This is a genomic window from Leptolyngbya sp. BC1307 (assembly GCF_002286735.1).
Classification (GTDB): Bacteria; Cyanobacteriota; Cyanobacteriia; order Phormidesmidales; family Phormidesmidaceae; genus Phormidesmis.
In genome coordinates, this window is the sequence record NZ_NRTA01000050.1 from 1 (window position 1) to 22,188 (window position 22,188).

Consider the following 22,188-nt stretch of genomic DNA (forward strand, 5'->3'; position numbering starts at 1 on the left):
ACAGCCTATCTTCAGGGACTACAAGATGGTTCCTGACCTGCCTTTTGGCAGCGCGATTCCCGACTGCCGCTCATACTAATTTAGTGCTGACGATGGGAGTTGTACGACCGCTTCTCCGCGCGATCGCTCCTTCGTACTGTGCCTTCACCCCACCTCGCCTGTCAGTCGCTGACTCAAAAGCGTGTAGCGCTCCTGCGCCTTCACCTGCCGTACCGCTAGCCCAATCGCCTGCTTCGGCCCTACTAGAATTGCCAGCTTCTTCGCCCGAGTTAGCCCGGTATACAGCAGATTGCGGCTGAGCATCAGATAGTGCTGCATGTACATTGGCATGAGCACGACCGGATATTCCGAGCCCTGACTTTTATGGATCGTTACCGCCCAGGCCAGCGTAATCTCATTCAGGTCAGCTCGGTCATAGGTGACATGACGCTCACCAAATAGGACGGTGACTTCCTGCTCTTCCAAATCAATACCCACAACCGTACCAAGATCGCCATTGAACACCTCTCGATTGTAGTCATTCACCCGCTGAATAATGCGATCGCCCACCCGCAAAATCAGCCCCCCTCGGCCAATCTCACCCTTCTCTGGGGTAGGGGGATTGAGCACTGCTTGCAGAACTTGATTTAGGTTGCGCGTTCCCACCGCGCCCCTGGTCATCGGGCATAGTACCTGCACATCCCTGACCGGATCAAACCCTAGTGCTGGCATCAGTTCTCCAATAATCTCTTGAATGCCCTGCACGCCATCTTCCGGCTCTGGCGCACCGAGCCACAGACAATCCGTTGCAGGCGAAGCTGACACGGGTTCCAAAGCAGGATAGTTTCCTTGGTTAATTGCATAGGCATTCTGAATAATCTGGCTGCTCTGCGCCTGCCGAAATACCTGCGTTAGTCGTAGCACCGGCACCTGCGCTGAGTCGATTAGATCCCCCAATACATTTCCGGCCCCCACGCTAGGCAGTTGGTCAGTATCACCCACCAGTAATAGCTGAGCCGTTGGTGGGATGGCCTTAAGCAGAGAATGCGCCAGAAACAGATCGAGCATCGAGGCTTCGTCTACAATCACCGCATCGACCGGCAGCGGGTCATCGCTGTCTCGCTTAAAGCGCATCTTGCTAGGATCGAACTCCAACAGCCGGTGAATCGTCGTTGCTTCTTTGCCAGTCACTTCACTGAGCCGCTGAGCCGCTCGCCCAGTGGGAGAAGCTAAGGCAATCGACTTGCCCATCGCTTTCCACAGCGCCACGATGGTGCGCGTCGTGAAGGTCTTACCGGTTCCTGGCCCACCTGTAAGGATACCAAGCCGTTGACTTGCCGCCATCTCTACCGCCTGCTGCTGCTGCTGCGAAAGCGGCATTCCAGTCGCGGCAATGAATCGCTGTATCCACTGCTTGACTCTAGGTATATCAGCGTTGAGTGGCGCAGCTAATAGCGTCTCCACTCGCACCGCTAGATTCCGCTCCGCCTGATAGAACGGTGGCGCGTAGCAGGCAACGCGCTCTACCTGCGGCTCTAGCATCAGTGCTCTGTCCTGCCCCATCTGTGCGATTAGCTGCTCTAGCTGCTGCGGGTTCGGCTGATGCTCCTCTAACGTCAGACACTTCACGCCACTGGCGACCAGCTCAGCTTGGGGCAAGAAGCAATGACCCTCTTCAGCGGCCTGATTGAGCACATGCACTAGGCCGCTGCGATAGCGAAAAGGGGAGCCTGGTTCAATGCCTAAATTGCGGGCGATGGTGTCGGCTGTAATGAAGCCAATGCCATAGACATCTTGAGCGAGCTGGTAGGGATTACGGCTAACGACGGAGATCGCATCCTGACCATACTGCTTGAAGATCTTCACCGCATAGGTCGTCGAGACACCGTTCCCCTGAAGAAACAGCATCACCTCTTTGATTACCTTTTGGCTTTCCCAAGCCGTCTGGATCATCTTCACGCGCTTCTGGGCAATCCCCGGCACCTCCTGCAAGCGCTCAATCTCTTGCTCGATGATGTCGAGTGTCTCTAGCCCAAAGTGAGCCACGATGCGCTTTGCCGTCACTGGCCCAACGCCTTTGATCAGACCGCTGCCGAGATACTTCTCTAATCCGGTTAAGGTCGCAGGCTTGGTTTCGCGATACTGAAAGACCTGGAACTGCTCGCCGTACTTAGGATGATTGCGCCACTGTCCGGTGAGATGCAGCGTCTGACCCGGCTGGATATTGGCGAAGCTGCCGATGACGGTCACAGGTTCTGCTGTACGCGGCACTTTGAATCTGGCCACGGTGTAGCCAGACTCCGTTGAATGAAACGTCAGTCGGTCAACGACGCCTTGCAGGTATTCAGCCGGTTGCTCGCTCATGCCTTGAACGCCAGACTCGATGTAGTACTTACGTCCTATTTTAGTAGAACTGGCGTCAAGGCACTGCTCTCGATTTACAACAGCCCTCGTTTCTTCAGCTTAGCAATCGCATCCTCAGCCGCCCGCTTCTCGGCCTTCTTTTTGCTAGACCCTCGACCTTCCCCATAAAGAACACCATCCACGTACACCCTAGAGTGAAACTCAGGCGCATGATCTGTCCCGCCTATCTGCTCCGTAACATATTTGGGGGGGGCCTTTGCACCATTCGCCTGCACAATCTCTTGTAGCTCGTTCTTTGGGTCAATATTAGAGCGAGCTGGTGCGATTCCCTTGTTAGAGCGGACGGGTGTGAGGTCTTTGAATACATCGTCGAACAGTTCTTCCAAGAGAGGCCGCACCGTCTCGATATTCCGGTTCTTGTCCAGATAGTAGGCTCCGACGACGGCTTCAAATGTACTGCTAAGCAAACGAGGATTATGATAGCCTCCCTCTTGAATCGCCCCCTGCCCTAGCCGCATCCTAAAATCTAATCCGACTTCAGTTGCAAATTTGGCAAGCTGCTTCTCATCTACGAGCGCCGCTCGCCGCCGAGTCATTTCATCCTCTCCTATCTCATCTTTGAGCTGATAGAGATACTCGCCGCTGATGAAAGTGAGCAGGGCATCGCCGAGAAATTCTAGGCGCTCGTTGTCACCGTCTTCTCCAGGGTTTTCATTGAGGTACGAGCGGTGAGTTAGTGCCCGACGCAGAAGTGTTTCATCTTTGAACTGTAGGAGCTTATGCATGTTTTCTCACCGAGCTAGTTGAATTTGAGTTAAGTGAGAAGAGCCGTTTAGGTGGATTGAGACTATTGCCACGGTCGCTATTACAAGGGACACAGGCGAGCCGCAGATTTTCTAAAGAGTGAGAACCGCTTTTGCTCTGGGGTATCAAGTGGTCGAGAGTCAGCTTCTTAGCAGGTAGGGCACACTGACACCACCAACAGCGCGGGCCATAGTCTTTGAGCAGACAGGTCTTTCTAGCCCTTTTTTGCTTTTGAGACATCGCCATATTGAATTTTCCATTTACTACTGTTTTTCGTAGTAACAGAACATCAGATGCAAGCAGCAGTACACGCTCCCACATAAGAGAGCGCTGGCTTAACACCTATGAATAAACGTCTCAAGCGTACTATCTCTAAGCCTCACATCAGCGCAACCCCAGTAGGCTGAACCAGCATTTACCCAAAATAGATTTTCTCATTTCAGATAAACGCCAGACCAGAATACTGGGGATACATTTATCTGAGGAACAGAGATAGTGCCCATGAGACGAACATCTAGGAATTGATATTCGTTACATGTCATACATTGGAACACAGCTAAATTAAATTGTCAATACTGTCGATGAACTTAAAAGATAATTGCTTGAAGTGTTCACCATTCTGACAAAAATCAACACGAAATCTTCTTCAATCTTCAGCCAGTTCGCTCTCATCAAAAATCAGCGTCGCGCCGTAGTGGTCGATGGCTTTCTTCAACCCCTCTGTCAGTAGCTCACCAGGGAAATGGCTGTCAACGACGCTCTCTTGCTGCTCGGCGCTTAACTCTGGATGGGCGAGGGCTTTTTCAAAGGCATATTCGTAGGCAATGGCACCCCACCTGGTCAGTCTATGCTTTCCTTTCTCATTCAACACTGTGAGCGGCTGCGTGAGCGCTTCCTCGTACAGCTCCCCTGGAATCTCATAGCCGAGCGGAATAGAGTTATCATCGTGGCTGTAGGCTGCTACCGAATTATCCATGCCGCCGTTGAATGAATTTCTATGGCGATAGAGTGCCCTTCAGCTTAAGTCGTTTCGACTGCCGGTTCAGCGATTGCTGAAGGCTTCTCGAAAAACTGTTGCCATTGCTGCTGTAATGCTTGCGATGAGTTTTGGATGACAGCCTCTCCATGTGAGGTCGCGGCTTGATACTGCTCCTTTATCTCGCGTCCAAAGCCATCGGCCTCAACGTGACGAATTAGAGACTGAACAATCGGTAAGGCAACGCCGATACCAAACAGCGCATTGAACCCCGCTACAACCGCAGGCGCTGATAGGACAACCACGACTTGAGGAAACAGCGCCATCACCGCGATGAATATCACAAAGAAGAGTGGCGTCGCAATCCCTGCGCTGACAGCCGCCTCGGTAATTTTGCCTTTAAACGCTTCTGGGGTGATGTCGCCTCGGTGCAGATCTAAGGTGTAGGACAGTGCTGTCACTATCGCCTGCGTCAACACAGCCGTCCCAGTTGCTGTAATACCCAGCTTAGCGATGGTCGTAGAGTTCTTCAGGATAGAATCTACCGCATTATAAAAGCGGATATAGAGCTGCTCGCTCCCGGTCATCGTCTCGGCACCCCGACGAACATTGTCAGCGCCGACTTCCCATACGATGTTTTTCGCGCCGTTGCTGCCGCCTTTGGAGTGGGGGTAGATGTGACTACCGTGTTTGTCCGATAGGAACACTCGCATGTCCCATTCGCTTACGCCCAGCTTGGAAGTGCCTGGAATCTTCTCAAACAGACCCATGACATCGATATCCGCACGCGGCGCATCCCCCAATCGAGTACCTGCTGTTTGCAGCCGACGCGCTAACTTCGGCATTTCTTCAGCCAGCGCTTGAGCAGTGCGCGGCAGGTCTTTCAGGGCATTGGCTACGACCATGCCGGAGGTGCCGAAAGCAGCCATTTCGCTCTGCCAGTTTGAGATCGCTTGGCCTATCTCTGCAAGCTGCTGCTGAGCGTGCCCGCCTGCCTGCTGAGCTGAGCTGACAGCAGTACCTAAGTCTTCAGCCCCTTTCGCCAAGCTCTGATCAACCTGCTGTTTTGCTGCTAATGCTGCACTTGCTAGCTTGCCAGCTTGCTCGAATACGTTCATAAGATGCGCTAGGTCAAGGAGCCAAAAAGAACAAGGACAGTGAATGGAACCATACTCTACCGATAGCTTGCCTCCTACAAACCAGTAGCGATAGCTTATGCCAGCTCCCTTCGTCAGGGCTTTGCAAAAGTATGAACCTTACTCAAATGGAGACAGCGCTTTCCGTAACGGCTGAAGTCTTGGCTGTATTGCTCCAGGACATCACTACATAAGCAGTACTATTGATAGGACAACGCTGTCTCCATTTTTCCCCTAACGGCTAGCCAGTGCGCCTCATCGCTTCAGACAAAGTCATCAGCACTATCCTTAAGCACGACTCGAAGGTGACGAGCTACAAGATAGCGCTGCTGCGAGCGATCAACGATGTCGTACTGACTTACGCAGACTTGAGAACCTATGAATCGCCCGTGGCAGTGCCGCTAAAGCTCCTGGCAAAGTTCTGGATTGCCTACTACTGGCCCTTCGTTGATCCGGATATGCCTATCCAGCAGGGGCCACAGGCAAAGCGTGATGGTCAAACTCGCAACGATATGGCCTTCAGACCGGCACTGCAAGCGCTGAGACAGCAGTGGGAACAGGTCATCGGGGGACTGAAGAATCCGGCGGATGGATTCTTCCTGATTAACGAATTGAGATCAACTCGAAAGTGGCAGAACTATCCTGAGAGCTTGTCAGAAGCTTCCTCACAGGCGATCGCCACCATTGCTCGAACCCTAGAAATGCCCATCCGCTATGCCGGGCCGGGTCACTGGAGCGTCTTCAAAAGGCCCCAAGCCTACAGTGCAATCTCGCGGCAGACCGTTGCCGTGCCTGGCACAAAGCCGAGCGATCGCTGTTTGGTCATCCCCTTCGAGCTGTGGACAACTTTTCGGCAAATGTCTCTCTGGGTAGAGGCCCTGTGCATCCATGAATGGTGCCTGTTTACTGGGCGAGTATCTGGCGTCGATAGGGGTGTTATCTATTCGCTACTGACTGCTCGCCCCGACAACCGCCGCCCGCTGACCTGGGAGCGCAACCAGATCGACATCCTGATGATGGAAGGTGCCGAATTCACCTGCCCCTGGACTGAGCGGCAACTAAGGCAGGGGACGGCCTACGACCTCGACCATATCTTACCAATAGCGGTCTATCCTACCAACGAGCTTTGGAACCTGGTACCGTCTGACCCCAACTTCAATTCTCACCAGAAGCGAGACCGGTTGCCCAGACCCGAGCGGTTAGCGGTGGCCCGGCCTCACCTAGAGCAAACCTATCTGAGGTATGGCAACTCCTCCGCACTTATAGAGGTGCTCGAAGAAGATGCTGCGCTGCGGTTCGCTAGAGTGCAGTCAGGCACTACCTTCACAGCAAAGCTGGCTCATGCAGTGGCAGACTTAGTGGAAGAAGTCGCCGAATCGCGAAACTTAGCAGGATTTTAGTCTGCGCGGTTTCCCAAGAAGGCTGCGAGATCGCCCGCCTGATATCTTCATGGAAAGACAACCAGGCGGAGGGCAATCTAAGCTGCTTTCAAGCGGTAGGTACTTTTCTCTCCCCGATGCCAATCACCGGCACGAACACCGCCTGATAGCACATTCGATATCCGGTTACGCGCCTTCAGGTACTGCGCTTTCGGCATTCCTTCCTGGAATAGGGCGTCCATCACTTCTGCTATCTTGAAGTCCTTCTTTGGCTGCGTCTCCAGTATCAGCTTGACCGCATCTGGAATAGATTCATTCTTTACCCCTGGTCGGGTGTACTTCTGCCACGACGCGGTGCGGCCATCGGCCTTCTTCTTCTTCGACGTTGCCTGCTTTCGCTTCGCTTTCGCTTTAGGCGCGGGTTGCTCTGCTTCCTCGGGAGCCGGTTCTTCTACAGATGGGACGGCAGCAGGCGGGGCTGTTTCTACGGCCTCTTCAGTAGCCGGGGCTGGCGCTTCTACTGTAGAAGTAGCAGCACCCTCGAACATGGGCATCACGGCCCTGACGCCGCGCAGTTGCTCACGCAGTTCTTCGAGCCGCGCCGTCAGGGTTGCTTCTTGAGTCACGAGGTCTGACTCTATCTCCCGCAGTTGGGGTAATACAGTTGTTGACATAGATTATCAATGTTGAATGGTTCTCTTACAGCCAACAATGGTATCTCACTATCGCTCAAAACAACAAGACCAGAAATTACCAATAGATCGCGCTATTCAGCGGGCGGCTCTTGCGGTTGTGCCTTTGCCTTCAGAGCTTGCGCTACCAGGACAATTGGCCTGTAGATGTAGATAATTGCCAGATTAACTGGCGAAGGATCAACCTCCCACGAGGCAATTAAGCGCTCTAAGGCATCTGGCCCCCTACCTTAAACAACCGTCCCTGTGTCTGTAGCGGTATTGCTGCTGCTATATCTGCCCTGTTCTGCCGGTACCAAGAGATCGCTCGGTTTATTCGTTCTGGGGTGACAGGCTCCATGAGTGATTGGCCTGTGAGTTTGCAAACGCTGGATGCCCGCTACTCAAGCGTATCTCAGTTTATACCGATGTAGCCTGCCTACGCAGTTGTGAAAGAATGAAGCGCGTTGGCGCTGGTTGTGTGACCTATCCCAGAGGCATTCCTGTGGAAGACAACACGACATTCCAAGCCGCCATCCGTTACGCAACCGGCCTCTACTACCCACGCATAGCCGATGCGCCTACGTCCGCTTTCATCGCTGCCCGAAAGGTACTTTCACCGGGGTTCTTTGAGCAACGGCCAGTGCCAGCACAACGACCCAGCGCACCTGAGCAACCCTATCGGCAGCGACCATTACTAACGAAGCAGCGCACCCGGCTGACACGACTGCGGACACGCATTCTGCGCCAGGCACCCCTGTTCTTCTTCGAGCAGTATCAGGAGAAGCTGGTGGAGAATCCTGAATACTATGGCGTCTGCATCGTTGCTCACGAGGCCACTTGCAACATCAATCCCGGTCAGCGGCTCGGCTGGATAGCTCAAGAGAAAGCGATCGCCCGAGAAAATGAGCTACGCACTCAATGCGGGTAGTGACGCGATCAGTCTGCGACAAGGCGCACTTGCGCCGATTCTATGAGAGAGGTCTGCCAGCGGTATCGCTACGTCCGTGAGCCCATCTTTCTCCATCCACACATTTGAGGCTTTTAACAATGTATCCAACTATTTCCATTACTTCCGCTGAGTCCACTTGGAACCATGCCCTAGACGCATGGCAGGACTGGTCTGATGCTACTTTTGATCAGCAGTACAGAGAGGCCATCCTCACGCTCGCAGCGGGTCTAGCAACGCTCGCAGGCTACCTCATCGGCTACGCCTGCTGCTGGCTGCTGCTACAGCTTGTCAAGACTGTCCGCTACTGGCTGACCGACGCTGTGCAGGCTGTTCCTGTGCTCAACGGCTGGTGGAGGGTTCCGTTTGTTGAAACCATAGCAACGCAGTATCCAGAGTGCTGCTGGCGGGTGATTGCCCCTACGACCCTCAAAGCCATCCTCGACTATGAATTGAGCTGGGCCATAGATGCCGCAGCGATACCGATAGACATCAGCTAGAACCGAACGCTTTCGCGGTGAGTGCATGACGCATTCCCCGCGAAAGCCATGCACAGCCAAAAGCAACCGTTCCTCTCGAAGCTACAAGGTCTCAGCCATAGCCGTTCACCGCATCGGACATTCAGCGACTGGCTAGAGATTGCAGCCATTACCCTCCATCAACTGCCGTACCAAAGCGGCGAACTTGCCAAGGATGCTGCCTTTGAAAGACTAGAGCAGCGCTATATGGAAGCGATTGAGCCCTACAGCAAAAATGATCTGACCGTCCTCTCGGAGATGCTGAGCCTGACCCTGATCGCACATCATACGGGCTACGGCGACTTTCTAGGCGAGATGGCTGGAGAAGCCGAGCTGCTGAACAAACAAGGCGGTCAGTTCTTCACGCCCTATCATCTGTGCCGGGCGATGGCAAAGATGACCCTGGGCAACATCGCGGCTCAAGTCAAAGAGAAAGGCGTGATCACCCTAGCCGAGCCCGCCGTCGGTGCCGGTGCCCTGGTGATCGCCAGTGCCGAAGAAGTCGCTAGCCAGGGTATCGATCCATGCGCTCATCTTCAGTTCGACTGCACCGATATCAGTCGGGATGCCTTCAACATGGCCTACATCCAGCTCTCAGCAATGGGCCTTCAGGCAGTCGTCCGCCACGGCAATACGTTGTCGGATGAGTACTGGGAACATCGCCCTACCCCGCAACTACGGCTGTTCCATCAGTGGCACGAGACGCAGCAGCGAACTCAGCGGCTCGTGCAGGCAGTGCGGTCCCTGTTTGAAGAAGCGGCTCCCTCAGAAGACTGTGAGATCGCCCCAGTGCCCGAGCCATCAGTAACCCTCTTCGACATGGACGAGTTCGCCGTTGAGCCGCTAAGAAAGAGGCGAGATCATCCTCAGTCCGACATCGTTCTAGACCGGCAGATGACTCTGTTCGGTTCCTAGTTACGCCAATAGCCATCTACGTCACAGAGCCGCTTTCGCAGGGGTTCTGTGACGTTTGTTTTACTGGAGGAAGCAGAGTGAAAAAGCATTTGGAAAACCACATCGTTCATGTCCATCTGGCCCAACTTAAGCTTTTGCAGTTGCCGTTATTGGAGCCCACCATCCCGGCCTACATCCAATCCCTGAGCACTGAAGAACAACAGGTGCTGCTGAGACGCGCTAGACGGTGGCTCTGGCGCTACTGGGATAAGCGAACACAGACACTGAGGCATCCCCTCTATCTAGCTTCTGTCGGCGAGTGCAATGAAGAGACGCTCTGTGCCTATCTCTTTATCTTCAACTACGCGGATGGCGACTTGCCGTAGCCAGCAGCTTTCAAGCCCTTGATGTGAGCACATCGAGGGCTTTGCTTTTAAGTGCCGACAAGCAGATGGCGCTGCATTGGCAGCGAGGGTCTGAAGCATTTGGAGAAATCCCGATGACCATAGACCCAGCGACTGCCGACTACGAGCGCGAGCAGGAAAGAAGAGCAGCCCTTGAGGATGATTGGGCGGTCTGGGCTGAGAGTCAGCAGCCTTGGCCCACCTATCCACCCATCCCCAAGGGTTGTCCTCAGTGCGTCAACTGGCGACCGGCCAGGCGACTGCATCTAGCCGATGGCACCACCCAGCTTTCGCCCGGGTTCTGCGCAGCCAGAGCAGCGGCTGACCTGCCGCAGATGTCACAGGACTATGCCGAACGCTGCCGGTTCTACGCAGAAGAAATTCCGTTTTAAGCAAACACTCAGGAGCAGAGGCGGTAACGTCTCTGTGACAATCCCATGACTCATGCAGAAGCAGCCGCCGCATATCTAGCCATACCGAACACCCTCCTGCAAGCGCTCGGCGGTACCTGGTACTTACGAGAGCAGGTCGGAGCCAGCCAGTTTGAGATCCTCAGCTCGTGGCCAGCCTTTGCCAATATGCTGCCCTTCGGCCTGAGCTTTCGCTTTCGAGTCGGCGAGAAGAGCTACGGCGTTAGCCTATGCACATCAACCCTGGAGCGCAACCAGTACAGCTTGGATATCTACAGAGAGAACAATGTCTACCATCGTGTGCTTGAACCCACGCTGACGCTCGAACAGGCCGTCGCCAAGTTCTTCGAGTTCGCACAGGCAAAGCTACCCAGCTAACGTGCTTCCCTTCAGCCCCTTGCCGTTAACGCGAGGGGCTTTTGCATTCGCAAGGCGGCATTGAAGTGACCTGTTCTAATTTAAGGAGTACCGCTATGAGTACAAACATCGCAAAATTTAATGAGCTATTGGCGCGGATTGCCATTGCACTGGAAAGTCGAAATCAGCCCACCGTCAGCAGAGGCTTCTTCGACTATGGCCTGAAGGTCTACTGCAACGCGGTCAAAGGTAACGGCGACGGCTGGTACAGCCTGCATGACGGCATTGCCATCACGCAAAAGCCCGTCTTTCGTGGCGAGCTTGTCAGCATCGGCTTTCCTACCGTAGAACGGCGGGGGCAAGCAGTGCGCAAGTTTCATCTGGTGATGAGAGCAGACGAGATCGTCACGTTTGAGTCCGGCCATGACTGCTTCTTCAGCAAGACGATTCTGGCTGCCTTTGCCATGACCTCGCCTGAGCTACTGGCACAGCCTATCCAGCTAGCGACCTACCTCAAGACCTTGAATACAGGCGATAAAACGCTGGCGGTTTCGCTACGCGACCACAACGGCATTCAGATCCAGAGCGATTGGCAGAACACAGATGACTGGCAGGCGATCTCAACTGCTGCCATTTGCAATGTGAACGAAGCCTTGGCCACTCGCCAGTAACTACCCGCTAATACTGAAAGCCCTCCCATCCACTGCTCGGATGGGATTTTCTTTTTGCTGCGCCGTCCTACGTGAATGAGAGAGAAGGCGTCAGGTTATGTAGCACTTTCTCTCTTTGCTAGGAGCGCCCGCATCCAGGCTTCACTGCCCAACTTTCCACGAACTAGCTCTGCTATCTCAAATCCCTGGCTAATCTGAGAAAACTCTACTATCTCGCCATCTGGCCAGATTTCGACATCTCTGAGCTGGTCGTCACTCGGTCTGGGTTGTAGGTTCAACCACTCTCCATCTCGAAAAACCAGCATCTCCAAAGCGTCAACCGGCCAACGATACTCAGCGCCATTGTTAAAGACGATCTCTAGCTGTCTAGTTTCAGCTATGAACCTGGTCCGTACAGCCTTTATAGTTGCAGCGATAACGTTCTTCATTCTGGCCTTTTCTCCCAGGCAGATTTGAGTAATGCCAAGTTGTTATTGGCAATTTTAAGGGCTTGCTTTTGACGTTTTTTGTCCTGACTGCTTTCATCCATCAACTTAGCCTGACTGCCGGATATGTCGATCTTAATTTTGAACTCAGCGTTGCGAACATGGACATGCGCCGGTTCGTGGTCGTTCGATGGCATGAAAAATTGAAAGCCGTTTAGTCTGAATATCTCAGCCATTCGCTCAAAATCTTGAATTAATTAGTTCCGCTCTAAGGCCATATTTACAAGGGCTGGACGACTATTTAGAGATAGACCACAGCAGGTATCAACTCCACAATATTAGCAAAAGGAGGAGCGGCACATTTCTCAGATGATCGACGATTGCAGACCTTTCGTGCGTAAGCAGCGGCTGTTCCAGGCTTTCCCCAGTCATTTGAACGTTCAGGCGAAGGATGCTTCGCAAGGGGGGGATGAACAGGGCTCCTGCGTAAGGAGTCTGCAATTGGATTGACATCATGAAAACTGGAAGAACCCTGACTGAGATGGCGACAGCGCTGGAGGCTCAGCAGTCACTGAAGAAAGACTACGTGGCCGACACTCGCGCCCTGGAGATGACACCTGCGGGTCAGCTAGCAATCGCTAACGATGCCGCGTCATCCTTCGACATCACCTCGCACGCGCACCGGCAGATTGGAGATCGCATCGGCATTCCCGCCAAGTACTACGAGCGGATGCGCACTGACGCCCCTGAGCTGCTACAAGCGAACGTCAATCACTGGTTTCAGAGCAACCCGGAGCAGCGGATGATTCGCACCCTCGGCAGCGATGCTCGCGCCTTCCTCAGCCGCCGCTATCGCCGGTTGGATAACTTCGACCTGGCTGAAGCGGTGCTGCCGACGCTGCTGCAAATGGACGGTGCTCAGGTGGTCTCCTGCGAGCTGACCGAGACGCGGATGTACCTGAAGGTCGTCACCGCTAAAATTCAGGCCGATGTGAAAGTCGGTGACCCGGTGCAGGCGGGCGTCTGCGTCTCCAACTCGGAGATTGGCAGGGGCGCACTGCGGGTAGAGCCGCTCGTCTACCGTCTCGTGTGCATGAACGGCATGGTCACTCCTGACCGCTCTGCTCGCAATCGGTTCACTCACCTGGGCCGGGCCGCTGCCGATACCCCAGATGCCTATGAGCTGTTCTCAGACGAGACGCTGGAAGCGGACAACGCCGCCTTCTTCCTGAAGGTGCAAGACCTGGTGCGTGACGCGGTGGATCGCACTAAGTTCGAGGCGTTGGTGGCGCAGATGCGGCAGACGACCGAGCGCCGTATCGAAGGCAACCCGGTGAAGGCAGTCGAGCTGCTCTCTGACAAATTCAAGCTACAGCAGAGCGAAAGCACAGGCGTCCTCCAGCATCTGATTCAAGGGGGCGACCTTAGCCAGTGGGGACTGTTGAACGCGGTCACCCGCACTGCTCAAGACATCGAGTCCTATGACCGAGCAACTGAGCTGGAAGAGATGGGCGCAACTGTGATGTCCCTGCCATCGGCGCAATGGCGGCAGCTCGCCACCGCTGTGTAGTTAGCCTAGCTGAATACCGAACCTCAACCCCACCAGGTAACACTGGTGGGGTTTTCTTTTAGGAATGCCGAGAGGGAACCCTGCCAGCTATCTATAAGGCCGCTGGTCTAATGTTTTTAAGGAGACTATTGGGGTCTCAATCTTCTAAGACTTCACCGGATAGCAATCTGTCTGTTGCTAGCTGCAAAGCTGGGAATATCGATGAGCGAATGACCTCAGAATTACGATAGAGCGTCTCTTCGTAGCTACCATCTTTGAGAACCAACACCACAACCTGCTGCCGATGGCGATCAATGATCCAATACTCAGGAATCTCCCACCATTCGTACTGTTGCCGCTTCCATTCATAATCACGGCGATAGTTAGCACTGCTTTCGTTGCCTGGGCTCACCACTTCAGCTACAAACAGGGGCGCAGGCATCCCCAAAAGAATTGCATTTTTCTTAATCTCAGCCATCAGCTCAAGATGCTCGGGGCGCAGCACGAGCAGGTCAGGCTCTCGGTTAACCCGGCGGTCGCCCACCGGCTGAACCTGTAATTCAGTGGAGGAGCTTTTGACCAGCCTCCTATTCTCCAGCAGCCGTTTCAACAGCTCAGCAAATTCATCAGCAATGAAATAATTCTCTTCATCTTCAGGCGGCAACTCGATCACCTCTCCATTGCTCAGCAAGCGGAAATGGCCATCAGGGAGGCGGTCCGATGCTAGGTACGCTCGGTAATCTTTGTAGCGAACAGCCGTATAGCTCACAGTCATTACCCGGCTCCTTACCGCAGCGATGTCATTCGGAGTATAGCAAAACCGCAAAATCAGGCAGACAGCCCCCGTAGAGATGGACACAAGCTGCCGCCATTACGTTGACGGCAGCTCGCCACCGCTGTGTAGCATCCCCCGCCGAATATTGAGTGGAGAAGCCAGCCGCGCCGTGTAATTCTTTAAATTGCTTCCGGCGGATGCCAGCCCGCTTCAACCCAATACTGACGAACTGCAATTGCGTCCAAGTCGCTATCCAAACAAAGTGCGGCGACAGTAGCTCTTCCAGTGGGACTGGTACCTACCACTTGGGTTCCATCACCTGACCAGCGGAAATGTTCGGCCCAGCTTTGAGTTCTTGGGTTAAACAGCGGCACCGTTTCTCCTGTTTTTGGATCAACAGCTTCGACCTTGCTGGCTTTGTGACCATTGCACAAAGGGCAGGCGAGCCAAAGATTGGACTCATCATTGCTGCCGCCTTTGATCAGCGGAATAATATGCTCAATCTCAAGCCGTGCCATGACCAGCCGCTGTGGGCTCAAGCAGTAACCGCAGCGGTTTTGAGCCGATGCTCGAATGCGCTGAGAAAGTTCTGCTGAAATATATCGGCTCATGCAGCACTCAAAGGGGGAATAAGGCCACGCTCAACGGCAACTTTGAGTGCTTTGGCTTTACGGAGTAAGCCACGGCGGTAAAGCCCCATTAGGAATTGCAGTTCTTGACTTTCTGCTGAGGTGATTTCCTCTTCGCGCTGCTTCTCGGTCAATATGTTAAGCGTCTCTTGCTGCTGCTCATCGAGCTGCATATTGCAGAGGGCAAGGATCTGGCTGTCGGGTAAGGTTTCGACCGGGTGCTCCGTGAAGCTATGAGTGAGCCACTCTAAGAGAATGTCTTCAAGGCGTTGATGGGTTTGGCTAGCAAGCTGCTGAGCCTGTTGGACAATGCTATCTGGAATATCAAGGCTGATAGATTGAGCCATAAAAGATTCGCCGAGTGCCTGTATCTCATATTTTAGCTTTTTGTGATTCGCCGGGATGTTATGAACAGGTTTCTATTTCGGAGCCTGCAACGAAAGGGGCATAGTCCCTGCGCTCAGCTAATCGGGCTTTCGCCTGGAGGTGCTGCTGAATGAGGATTTTCTGATGACTAGATTCAACGTGGGACAGCTTGTGCGCGTCACCCGAATTCGCAGCCTCGCCTATGGCCGGGTTGCAAAGGTGGTAATGGCCGCGCCGCAGCGGGTGAAGGTGCAGTTTGCTGACTTACCCAAAGCAGCGAGCCTCTCTCAAAGCTTTGCGGGCAGCTTAGCCATCTTCGAGAGCAGCGAGCTGTCGCCTGTAGATGATGTGCCCGCTGCTGCTTTCTATCTGCTCGTGACTGTCGTTGAGCGCCGGGGCGACCGCCGCTATGTGCATCACTGTCTGGCTCACGGCCAGTCCAGACAGCAGCAGCGACAGGTAGTAGATGATGTTGCTCAGGCTTGGCTTGACGGCGGTCAGTGGGACGCGGATGAACAGGTCTACCGCTTCGGCTGTCAACACTTCGTCCTAGCTGAGGATTGGCATGAGATCTCGCTCGCGGAGTACGTCAATTTCCGTAGCGGGCTGAGCGACTGCACGGCTGACGACAGCTAGACCGCTCGCCTATAGATACCTGCAACCTGCACGACTAGCCAGAGCTTCTCTCTCCAGAGAGGCTCTGGCTTTTTTTGCGTTCGCACGGGGGCATTGACATTCATTGAGCGCAATTCAATGCCTAGAACAAAACAGAAAACTGACCACTACCAGCTAGTCGCCGATCAGCTGCTGGCGCTGCTGCAACAGGGGACGGTGCCCTGGGCTCGCGGCTGGGCTACCACGCCTTACTGCAATGCCCATAGCGGGCATCGCTACAGCGGCTTGAATCCCGTGCTAGCCGAAGTCAGCGTCATGACTCGCGGCTATGAATCGACCCTGTTCGTCGGCTTCAATCAAGCCAAAGAGATGGGCCTGACGATGACCAAAGGCAGCAAAGCCACCTGGCTGCGATTGGGCGGCACCGGCAAGCAAGATGAAGTCGATCCAGAGACGGGTGAGACGAGCGAGAAGTACTATCGGTTCAGCAAGTGGATCGCTGTCTATAACCTCGACTGCTTTACCGATGAAGATGCGTCTATGAAGTGCGCTGATCTCATCGAGCGCTATCGCGGTGAACCCAATACTGAGCCCCGGATTGCTGAAGCTGAGAGCCTAATCGCAGCGCAGCAGGCAGAGATCGTCTTTGGCGGCAATCGGGCCTGCTATTCGCCGAAAGCCGATCAGATTCATCTGCCGACATACGAGAGCTTCTCTACGCCTGAAGCCTACTATGCGACTGCGATTCACGAGCTGTCCCACCGCACTGGCCACGCTAGCCGTCTGAGCCGTGACCTGTCTGGTGTCAAAGGTACGCCCCAGTATGCCTTTGAGGAACTGATTGCGGACATGGCGGCAGCATTCGTTTGTAGCGGGTTGGGCATCCAGCCTGACCTGGAGCACCATGCCAGCTACCTGGCTAGCTGGATGCGGCTCATTGCTGACGACAAGCAGGCGTTCTTCCGGGCCTATTGCCGGGCTCAAGCTGCCGCAGATTTGCTGTTGGAGACTGCCGGGCTAAGCGCCGAACAACCTACTAGCCCTGAAGCCTGCTAACAGCCCTGCCCTCACCGGTTTACCCGGTGGGGGTCTTCTTTTTGCTTCGCAAGGAGGGGCTGAGCACTGCTCATGCTGTTTTTGGAAATTCTCAACATGAATATTGATAAACCTGGATTGAACCTGCCAATACGCTGGGTCAACGAATGCGCTGGCAACGCTAGAATGCCAGGCTCTACTGCCTCGCAAATCAGACTCGCTCAAGAAGATGGAGCGATAGTCGTCAATGCGCCCCGTCCTCTTCCCGGTAACAAGACGTGGAAAGGTAAGTTTCGCTGTGGTATTTTCTATGCTGCTGGTGACCCAGAGCAGTATGGTGCTATTTGGCAAGATCTGGACGCGAAAGAACTGCGTCTAGTATCAAATGCCCAAATTCTGAGACTCGTGATTGAAGAAGCGCACCGAAGGGGCTACGGCGATAGACTCAAAGATGTAATGGCGCAGTTCACGCCCGAAAAGATGGCTGAACAAGCTGAATGCTGGCTCAATATGCCGTTCTTTGCGGAAGAAGCCGCTGCGAATTGGGCGCAGATGCTAGCCGATGCCGACTGGAGTGCGCCTGAAGAATAAGCGTAGAGCGCAGGCTCGCTGCTCTGGAGAATGCTGGTTTGAGTTCACAGGAACCCGCTTAAGACAACGCTGTTCGCGCATTCAGCCTCACCCGTTATCGGGGTGAGGTTTTCTCTTTGCGTTCGCACCGAGGGGCTGACGAATGAGGATTTTCCGATGACCACACCCTTTCAAGCCGGACAGTTAGTACGAGTCATCGCGCCACGCTGCTTAGCATTCGGGCGATATGGCTGCGTACTGATGAGCGATCGCCAGCAGGTTCAGATCAGATTTGCCGATTTACCTAAATCTGTTGGCGCTGAACCCAACCCAGACGGGTTTATCCAGATCTTCCAGACTACAGAGCTGGCGCTGATAGCTGGGGTGCCGGTCGCGGCCTTCTACCTGCTGGTGACGGTACTGACCTTAGTCGGAACGCAGGAGTACATCCGGTATGCGACCGCCCACGGTGAGCTGGACGACCAGCCAGCAGATGTAGCGGAAACGATCGCCGCCAGGTTCTTTGGCTCGCTCGGCGACTGGGATGGCGAATTCTACCTGTGGCAAGGCTCTCCCTATGCTTCAAAGCTGCTGAGCTTTGAGCACATCACCGTAGCTGACTACGTTGCTTTGAGCCGCTCTACGCCAGATTGCGACCTTGGCGTAGAGCGTTAATCGCTAACCCGAATCTCCCACTAGCTGCTCCCGCCAGGGAGCTTTCTTTTTGCGTTCGCACTGAGGCGCTGACGTAAGCAGGTAATGCGATGAAAGCGAAAGATATAGAAGCCACCTACACCGTTGCCTCAGTAACCGGTCGGCTGATCGGCGATATTGTCGGCTCTCCCGCGCTCGGGGCGCAGATAGTCAGCAGTCTGCTGCGGCCAGATGAGCACCCAACTGAGCGCAACATTCAGGGCCGTTTGCGCGAGGCGCTGAGCGGCGGCAGCATTCAGATCAAAGGACTCGGCCCGAAAGGACTGAAGCGCCTGCAAAGTGCTCTGGCACTGGGCAAGGCGCTGTACATAGAGGCTCCTGAGGTAGGCACAATAGTTGACGATCCAGCAGTTGCTGTTCAGGCGTTCGGCGAGATTGCCTGGGAGCCCGTTGAAAAGTTCGCGGTGCTGGCGCTAGATGTTAAACATCGCATCCTCTCAATGAGAGTGATTTCTTCGGGAACGGCGACAGAGACCTGCGCTCATCCCAGAGATATCTTTCGGTGGCTCATACAGGTGGGCGGCACGAGATGCATTATCGGCCACAATCATCCGTCTGGCAGCGTGCATCCCAGTAACGAAGACCTACAGCTGACGAAGCTGCTGCTTGACGCTGGCAAGGTGTTAGATATCCCAGTGCTAGACCATCTGGTTGTCTCGGGTGGCGAGTATGTCTCTATCCGTCAAACCACTGGTCTGTGGGCGGAGTCTAATTAGCGTATCAATCTTGTTCAGAGAGTAGAACAGCCACCAACAGGCAGTTTCAGCTCTCTGAACTTTAATTTTTAGAAGCAACGGCTCACTTTTGTCCGCTCAAGTATCATTAAAAACATTGTGACTAAGCAAGGACATGAGCGACGTAGACCCATCGTTCGGCAGGGATGCAGACCTGCATCAGTATGCCACCAGCGATCTGTCTGTAGAGGAGCAGCTAGCGAGCGGTGCTAGCGTCGATGACCTGGTGGCGGCGGGCGTTCTGTACGACGACTACGATCCTGATAATGATCCAGATTACGACTTTACGCCGCTGGAACCGGTAGAAGAGATTCCTGAAGGGCCACCGATGTCGGATGAAGAGTTTCAGGCATCCTTAGCCGGTGCGCGTTGGTGTATGGAAGTGCATCGTTTAGGTAAAGATGCCCCGCCTAATCCGCACATATATGAGTTCAAAAAACCTCTTTGAAAGCCTTTTTATAAGCAAGAATGCTTAAGATAGAACGGTTCGATGTTAAGACCGGAAAACCGATTCAGGAGAGTCTTGAGGGTAGCCAACAGCCTGCTGTCAAACAGGTGGAACATGCCTACCTGGAATACTGGCTTTCTACGAACGGGATAGAGGCTCAGTTCTCTGTGGCCAGGTTCTACGAGAGCATTCATGACTCAGACCGTCTGCGCTTGGAATCTGAAGGCAGAGTACTTTCCTTTAGTAGCGGCAGTGAGGGCTACTTTACCGACCCTGATACCGCTCAGCTGATGACGCAAGGTAGCGAGACGGTCACGCCCATCTATGCCAACGACCGTAACTCTCCTCACAATTCGGTCGCCTACGGCGGTCTAATTGCCTCAGATGGTGTGGCCTCTACGACGCTTCAATCCGCTCGCCTATTGGTAATTGATGACGAGAGAAGGTCACAAAGTCCGACACCGCTGGTCGGTAAAAGTGGTCGCCCTATTTCTAAAGATCAGCTCTCCTCGCTCTACGACAAAATGGGCGACGGCACGATGCTGGTGACTCACAGCACGATGCGATCGCTACAGACAAGCGAAGAGCGCGAAACAATAGCGCTCAAGGCGGCTGAAAAGTCAGGCGTAAGTGGCGACTTTTCTACACTCTTTCAAGAGATGTCAGCAGCAGATACGGCTGTCGCAATCAGCGATCGCCAGGAGGAAGCCTTAGCACGCCGCAGCGTGGTTCAGTTTCGAGCGGCCAGCCCCGACTTACCTGGAATTGCCAAGGGGACGATGGCAAGCAGCTACTGGTGCGACCGCTTAGGTGTAGATGCCATCATCTCTAGCAACGACATCAAAGGCGACGACGGTAGGTTAGCCGCGCCGGGAATCAAAGAGGTCTCTAATTTTTGGATCAACCGGAAGGCGATCGCCCAGTATGGTCAGCAGTCCGTTGGTCCGCAGGTTAAATACACCATCCCGGAGGCGACGCGGCTAGAGGTGAATCCTAAAGTTCAGGCGCAGGCCGAGGAATTGGCCCAGGTGACAGGAGACTTCGCCGCTCTGAGCCAGCGCTATATGGAGCATAAGGAAAAAGAGCGATCGCGCCCGTATCAAGAACTGGAAAATGAAGCGCTTCAAGCATCCCGTCCAGGCTGGCTATACGACGCTTTGAGCGCCGATAAATACGGCCAGCTCACAGGCCAGGCCAAGGTAGTTGATGGCCTATCGCGCTATGTTCGGGGCGAATGGCTGAGACTGGCTACTAACGGTACGTCGGTGCCATCGGCGATGGCCCAGCACCATAGCCAGCTCAAGCCCTGGGAGGTCTGCAACAAAGACTTGCCCCACGGCGCTATCGTCGCCTACTACCGTTCCCCTTTCCCAAACGTGGGGGCAGCAGCAATTGCCATCAACAATACTGAAATCATTCGAGAGCAGGATAGAGAAGCCTTTTCAAAGCAGGGGGTTGCTTATCTACCGCCCTGGACTGCAAAGAATATAGCGATTACTGACTTTGACGGTGACATGAATGGCTTTTTTGTCGGCTATCAGGCAACTGTGCCTGACTTACCGCAGCAGATTCGGGCTGGGTTAGCAGCGGTTGAAGCGCTACCGCCAGCGCAGCAGTACGAGGCAGGCCGAGCGCTATTTGAGCAGATGATGATGCAGCTAGAGCAGGGGCAGGAAGACCGCCTTACACCAGATGAGCATCCGCTAGCGGTCAAGGAGTTTGCCGAAAAGAATGCACCCGAGGTCAGACCCCCAGAAATCATTAAGCAGACAAAGGAAAAGCATCCGTGGCAGGAAGGAGAATCTCACGCTGCTGCTACTTGGAGAGCATGGGAGATCACCGCCGATAATTCAACAGGGAAAGTAGCTAATGCAGGGATGTCATTGCAGGCATTAGCGCTAGAGATGAGGTATGCGCCCGATGAGAAGAAGGAAGAGATACTGAAGCAAGTTTCAGGACATTGCGAACACTTACTCGCTAAGGTGGACAGAGGAAAAATCTCTATTCCTGATGACGATTGGTTGACTTCTCAAGGCTTCTCTCCTTTCTACACAGAGCGAATAGCGCATATTGCCAATTCTAAAAACTTATTGTCTAGATACAAAATGCCTGAGCAAAGGCAGGCGTTTTCTGAAACTTACTTGAATGCAGCTTCTACTCTCTTTTTGGAAGTCGCCAATGGCCCCAACGCCGCCAACCTACAAACCGCCGTGGACATGGCCAAAAGTGCTAAAGGCATTAACGAAGAGATGCACAAGTTCGTAGTTGCCCTGCAATATAAGCAGGATGATTTCAGGAAAAGCAAGAATAATCCAGAAGTGTATGTAGGTGGCAAAGAAATGCCCACCAATACTGAGGAGCCGATTGCCTGGAATGTGCAGACAGTCAATGAGCACTACAGTGACGCTCAGCTAGAAGAACGCCTGCATCAGGAGTTTCAGTCAATCTTTCCGATGGCCGACACCCAGCAGCAGGAATGGCAGGCGAAGGCCATCATCCAGAACTACAACAGCCTGATGGCCAAGGCGATCAAGGGAAAAGCGAGACACCGGCAACGGCGACCTGAAGACCAAAAGCCAACCCTACAGGTCACCGGCTCAGACAGTAGAGCATTGACGCTGCAAAATATCCAGGACGCGCAAGGCAAGTTACCCATCTGGCGAGCAGAAGGGCTACAGCCAAACTGGACAGTTCGGGTGAAGCAAGACCACAGGGCGAGCCGGGCGCATCTAGGTGTTGTGGGAGGGGTGCTTTAGAACGCTCGAAGGGACGAGGGGAAACAAGTCATCAAATCGCTGATTGACCCAAGCAACTCT

26 protein-coding genes are annotated in these 22,188 nt (G+C 54.0%); 16 read left to right on the forward strand and 10 right to left on the reverse strand.

Annotated features, from left to right (window positions below; genetic code table 11):
• Positions 1–144: 144 nt before the first annotated feature.
• From CKL79_RS18800 to CKL79_RS18820, 4 genes are all read right to left on the reverse strand, one after another.
• Positions 145–2,343 carry an ATP-dependent RecD-like DNA helicase gene (locus tag CKL79_RS18800; protein ID WP_121971097.1) on the reverse strand — a complete coding sequence of 733 codons (2,199 nt, stop codon included), beginning with the start codon at positions 2,341–2,343 and terminating at the stop codon, positions 145–147.
• Between the two features lie 74 nt (positions 2,344–2,417).
• Positions 2,418–3,128 carry a ribonuclease III gene (gene rnc / locus CKL79_RS18805; protein ID WP_121971098.1) on the reverse strand — a complete coding sequence of 237 codons (711 nt, stop codon included), beginning with the start codon at positions 3,126–3,128 and terminating at the stop codon, positions 2,418–2,420.
• A 665-nt stretch (positions 3,129–3,793) separates the two neighbouring features.
• Entirely contained in the window at positions 3,794–4,123 is a 330-nt protein-coding gene (locus CKL79_RS18815; protein ID WP_121971100.1) for a hypothetical protein, read from the reverse strand.
• 44 nt (positions 4,124–4,167) lie between these two features.
• On the reverse strand, positions 4,168–5,241 hold the full coding sequence (locus CKL79_RS18820; protein ID WP_240518966.1) for an HNH endonuclease: 1,074 nt from the start codon (positions 5,239–5,241) through the stop codon (positions 4,168–4,170).
• Between the two features lie 266 nt (positions 5,242–5,507).
• Here CKL79_RS18820 and CKL79_RS18825 point away from each other — a divergent pair, with 266 nt between their 5' ends.
• Complete coding sequence (locus CKL79_RS18825) at positions 5,508–6,659, forward strand: HNH endonuclease domain-containing protein (protein WP_121971101.1); 1,152 nt, start codon at positions 5,508–5,510, stop codon at positions 6,657–6,659.
• Positions 6,660–6,736: 77 nt separating this feature from the next.
• On the opposite strand, the gene CKL79_RS18830 is transcribed toward CKL79_RS18825, so the two are convergent.
• A complete protein-coding gene (locus CKL79_RS18830) occupies positions 6,737–7,312 on the reverse strand; it encodes a hypothetical protein (RefSeq protein WP_121971102.1) in 576 nt (191 codons plus the stop codon).
• A 478-nt stretch (positions 7,313–7,790) separates the two neighbouring features.
• Here CKL79_RS18830 and CKL79_RS18835 point away from each other — a divergent pair, with 478 nt between their 5' ends.
• The 7 genes from CKL79_RS18835 (at position 7,791) to CKL79_RS18865 (ending at position 11,512) form a co-directional block, all read left to right on the forward strand.
• On the forward strand, positions 7,791–8,240 hold the full coding sequence (locus CKL79_RS18835) for a hypothetical protein (protein WP_141242240.1): 450 nt from the start codon (positions 7,791–7,793) through the stop codon (positions 8,238–8,240).
• A 119-nt stretch (positions 8,241–8,359) separates the two neighbouring features.
• Complete coding sequence (locus CKL79_RS18840; protein ID WP_121971104.1) at positions 8,360–8,758, forward strand: hypothetical protein; 399 nt, start codon at positions 8,360–8,362, stop codon at positions 8,756–8,758.
• Positions 8,759–8,806: 48 nt separating this feature from the next.
• On the forward strand, positions 8,807–9,691 hold the full coding sequence (locus tag CKL79_RS18845) for an N-6 DNA methylase (RefSeq protein WP_121971105.1): 885 nt from the start codon (positions 8,807–8,809) through the stop codon (positions 9,689–9,691).
• A gap of 77 nt (positions 9,692–9,768) precedes the next feature.
• Positions 9,769–10,056 (forward strand): hypothetical protein, encoded by a 288-nt coding sequence (locus tag CKL79_RS18850; RefSeq protein ID WP_121971106.1) that lies wholly within the window; start codon positions 9,769–9,771, stop codon positions 10,054–10,056.
• A 41-nt stretch (positions 10,057–10,097) separates the two neighbouring features.
• Positions 10,098–10,466 carry a hypothetical protein gene (locus tag CKL79_RS18855; RefSeq protein WP_240518967.1) on the forward strand — a complete coding sequence of 123 codons (369 nt, stop codon included), beginning with the start codon at positions 10,098–10,100 and terminating at the stop codon, positions 10,464–10,466.
• 45 nt (positions 10,467–10,511) lie between these two features.
• Positions 10,512–10,862 (forward strand): hypothetical protein, encoded by a 351-nt coding sequence (locus tag CKL79_RS18860; RefSeq protein ID WP_121971107.1) that lies wholly within the window; start codon positions 10,512–10,514, stop codon positions 10,860–10,862.
• Positions 10,863–10,957: 95 nt separating this feature from the next.
• Entirely contained in the window at positions 10,958–11,512 is a 555-nt protein-coding gene (locus CKL79_RS18865) for a hypothetical protein (RefSeq protein ID WP_121971108.1), read from the forward strand.
• 95 nt (positions 11,513–11,607) lie between these two features.
• Here the strand turns inward: CKL79_RS18865 and CKL79_RS18870 are convergent, their stop codons facing one another.
• Positions 11,608–11,940, reverse strand: coding sequence for a hypothetical protein (locus CKL79_RS18870; RefSeq protein WP_121971109.1), 333 nt, complete (start codon positions 11,938–11,940; stop codon positions 11,608–11,610).
• A complete protein-coding gene (locus CKL79_RS18875; protein ID WP_121971110.1) occupies positions 11,937–12,173 on the reverse strand; it encodes a DUF4160 domain-containing protein in 237 nt (78 codons plus the stop codon). The genes CKL79_RS18870 and CKL79_RS18875 overlap by 4 nt, the downstream gene beginning before the upstream one ends.
• Before the next feature lie 278 nt (positions 12,174–12,451).
• Here CKL79_RS18875 and CKL79_RS18885 point away from each other — a divergent pair, with 278 nt between their 5' ends.
• Entirely contained in the window at positions 12,452–13,507 is a 1,056-nt protein-coding gene (locus tag CKL79_RS18885; protein ID WP_121971112.1) for a DUF932 domain-containing protein, read from the forward strand.
• A 136-nt stretch (positions 13,508–13,643) separates the two neighbouring features.
• On the opposite strand, the gene CKL79_RS18890 is transcribed toward CKL79_RS18885, so the two are convergent.
• From CKL79_RS18890 to CKL79_RS18900, 3 genes are all read right to left on the reverse strand, one after another.
• Positions 13,644–14,261 (reverse strand): Uma2 family endonuclease, encoded by a 618-nt coding sequence (locus CKL79_RS18890; protein ID WP_121971113.1) that lies wholly within the window; start codon positions 14,259–14,261, stop codon positions 13,644–13,646.
• A gap of 179 nt (positions 14,262–14,440) precedes the next feature.
• Positions 14,441–14,872 (reverse strand): HNH endonuclease signature motif containing protein, encoded by a 432-nt coding sequence (locus tag CKL79_RS18895; protein WP_121971114.1) that lies wholly within the window; start codon positions 14,870–14,872, stop codon positions 14,441–14,443.
• Positions 14,869–15,237, reverse strand: a complete 369-nt coding sequence (locus CKL79_RS18900; protein WP_121971115.1) for a hypothetical protein — start codon at positions 15,235–15,237, stop codon at positions 14,869–14,871. Before CKL79_RS18900 ends, CKL79_RS18895 begins: the two co-directional genes overlap by 4 nt.
• Before the next feature lie 163 nt (positions 15,238–15,400).
• On the opposite strand from CKL79_RS18900, the gene CKL79_RS18905 reads away from it, so the two are divergent.
• From CKL79_RS18905 to CKL79_RS18935, 7 genes are all read left to right on the forward strand, one after another.
• Positions 15,401–15,892 carry a hypothetical protein gene (locus CKL79_RS18905; protein ID WP_141242241.1) on the forward strand — a complete coding sequence of 164 codons (492 nt, stop codon included), beginning with the start codon at positions 15,401–15,403 and terminating at the stop codon, positions 15,890–15,892.
• 117 nt (positions 15,893–16,009) lie between these two features.
• Positions 16,010–16,927 carry a zincin-like metallopeptidase domain-containing protein gene (locus CKL79_RS18910; protein ID WP_121971117.1) on the forward strand — a complete coding sequence of 306 codons (918 nt, stop codon included), beginning with the start codon at positions 16,010–16,012 and terminating at the stop codon, positions 16,925–16,927.
• A 72-nt stretch (positions 16,928–16,999) separates the two neighbouring features.
• Positions 17,000–17,497, forward strand: a complete 498-nt coding sequence (locus CKL79_RS18915) for a hypothetical protein (protein WP_121971118.1) — start codon at positions 17,000–17,002, stop codon at positions 17,495–17,497.
• 156 nt (positions 17,498–17,653) lie between these two features.
• Positions 17,654–18,151 carry a hypothetical protein gene (locus CKL79_RS18920; protein WP_141242243.1) on the forward strand — a complete coding sequence of 166 codons (498 nt, stop codon included), beginning with the start codon at positions 17,654–17,656 and terminating at the stop codon, positions 18,149–18,151.
• Positions 18,152–18,240: 89 nt separating this feature from the next.
• A complete protein-coding gene (gene radC / locus CKL79_RS18925) occupies positions 18,241–18,906 on the forward strand; it encodes a DNA repair protein RadC (protein ID WP_121971120.1) in 666 nt (221 codons plus the stop codon).
• A 133-nt stretch (positions 18,907–19,039) separates the two neighbouring features.
• Positions 19,040–19,372 carry a hypothetical protein gene (locus CKL79_RS18930; RefSeq protein ID WP_121971121.1) on the forward strand — a complete coding sequence of 111 codons (333 nt, stop codon included), beginning with the start codon at positions 19,040–19,042 and terminating at the stop codon, positions 19,370–19,372.
• Positions 19,373–19,392: 20 nt separating this feature from the next.
• Positions 19,393–22,128, forward strand: a complete 2,736-nt coding sequence (locus tag CKL79_RS18935; RefSeq protein WP_121971122.1) for a hypothetical protein — start codon at positions 19,393–19,395, stop codon at positions 22,126–22,128.
• Positions 22,129–22,188: the final 60 nt, after the last annotated feature.

What these genes read in the sequence shown, in the direction of transcription:
- CKL79_RS18905 (WP_141242241.1), top strand. Translation starts at nt 15,401, where the DNA reads ATGACTAGATTCAACGTGGGACAGCTTGTGCGCGTCACCCGAATTCGC.
- radC (WP_121971120.1), top strand. Translation starts at nt 18,241, where the DNA reads ATGAAAGCGAAAGATATAGAAGCCACCTACACCGTTGCCTCAGTAACC.
- CKL79_RS18840 (WP_121971104.1), top strand. Translation starts at nt 8,360, where the DNA reads ATGTATCCAACTATTTCCATTACTTCCGCTGAGTCCACTTGGAACCAT.
- CKL79_RS18865 (WP_121971108.1), top strand. Translation starts at nt 10,958, where the DNA reads ATGAGTACAAACATCGCAAAATTTAATGAGCTATTGGCGCGGATTGCC.
- CKL79_RS18820 (WP_240518966.1), bottom strand. Translation starts at nt 5,241, where the DNA reads ATGAACGTATTCGAGCAAGCTGGCAAGCTAGCAAGTGCAGCATTAGCA.
- CKL79_RS18920 (WP_141242243.1), top strand. Translation starts at nt 17,654, where the DNA reads ATGACCACACCCTTTCAAGCCGGACAGTTAGTACGAGTCATCGCGCCA.
- CKL79_RS18885 (WP_121971112.1), top strand. Translation starts at nt 12,452, where the DNA reads ATGAAAACTGGAAGAACCCTGACTGAGATGGCGACAGCGCTGGAGGCT.
- CKL79_RS18890 (WP_121971113.1), bottom strand. Translation starts at nt 14,261, where the DNA reads ATGACTGTGAGCTATACGGCTGTTCGCTACAAAGATTACCGAGCGTAC.
- rnc (WP_121971098.1), bottom strand. Translation starts at nt 3,128, where the DNA reads ATGCATAAGCTCCTACAGTTCAAAGATGAAACACTTCTGCGTCGGGCA.
- CKL79_RS18935 (WP_121971122.1), top strand. Translation starts at nt 19,393, where the DNA reads ATGCTTAAGATAGAACGGTTCGATGTTAAGACCGGAAAACCGATTCAG.
- CKL79_RS18915 (WP_121971118.1), top strand. Translation starts at nt 17,000, where the DNA reads ATGCTGTTTTTGGAAATTCTCAACATGAATATTGATAAACCTGGATTG.
- CKL79_RS18800 (WP_121971097.1), bottom strand. Translation starts at nt 2,343, where the DNA reads ATGAGCGAGCAACCGGCTGAATACCTGCAAGGCGTCGTTGACCGACTG.
- CKL79_RS18875 (WP_121971110.1), bottom strand. Translation starts at nt 12,173, where the DNA reads ATGGCTGAGATATTCAGACTAAACGGCTTTCAATTTTTCATGCCATCG.
- CKL79_RS18815 (WP_121971100.1), bottom strand. Translation starts at nt 4,123, where the DNA reads ATGGATAATTCGGTAGCAGCCTACAGCCACGATGATAACTCTATTCCG.
- CKL79_RS18900 (WP_121971115.1), bottom strand. Translation starts at nt 15,237, where the DNA reads ATGGCTCAATCTATCAGCCTTGATATTCCAGATAGCATTGTCCAACAG.
- CKL79_RS18870 (WP_121971109.1), bottom strand. Translation starts at nt 11,940, where the DNA reads ATGAAGAACGTTATCGCTGCAACTATAAAGGCTGTACGGACCAGGTTC.
- CKL79_RS18895 (WP_121971114.1), bottom strand. Translation starts at nt 14,872, where the DNA reads ATGAGCCGATATATTTCAGCAGAACTTTCTCAGCGCATTCGAGCATCG.
- CKL79_RS18910 (WP_121971117.1), top strand. Translation starts at nt 16,010, where the DNA reads ATGCCTAGAACAAAACAGAAAACTGACCACTACCAGCTAGTCGCCGAT.
- CKL79_RS18860 (WP_121971107.1), top strand. Translation starts at nt 10,512, where the DNA reads ATGACTCATGCAGAAGCAGCCGCCGCATATCTAGCCATACCGAACACC.
- CKL79_RS18930 (WP_121971121.1), top strand. Translation starts at nt 19,040, where the DNA reads ATGAGCGACGTAGACCCATCGTTCGGCAGGGATGCAGACCTGCATCAG.
- CKL79_RS18830 (WP_121971102.1), bottom strand. Translation starts at nt 7,312, where the DNA reads ATGTCAACAACTGTATTACCCCAACTGCGGGAGATAGAGTCAGACCTC.
- CKL79_RS18845 (WP_121971105.1), top strand. Translation starts at nt 8,807, where the DNA reads ATGCACAGCCAAAAGCAACCGTTCCTCTCGAAGCTACAAGGTCTCAGC.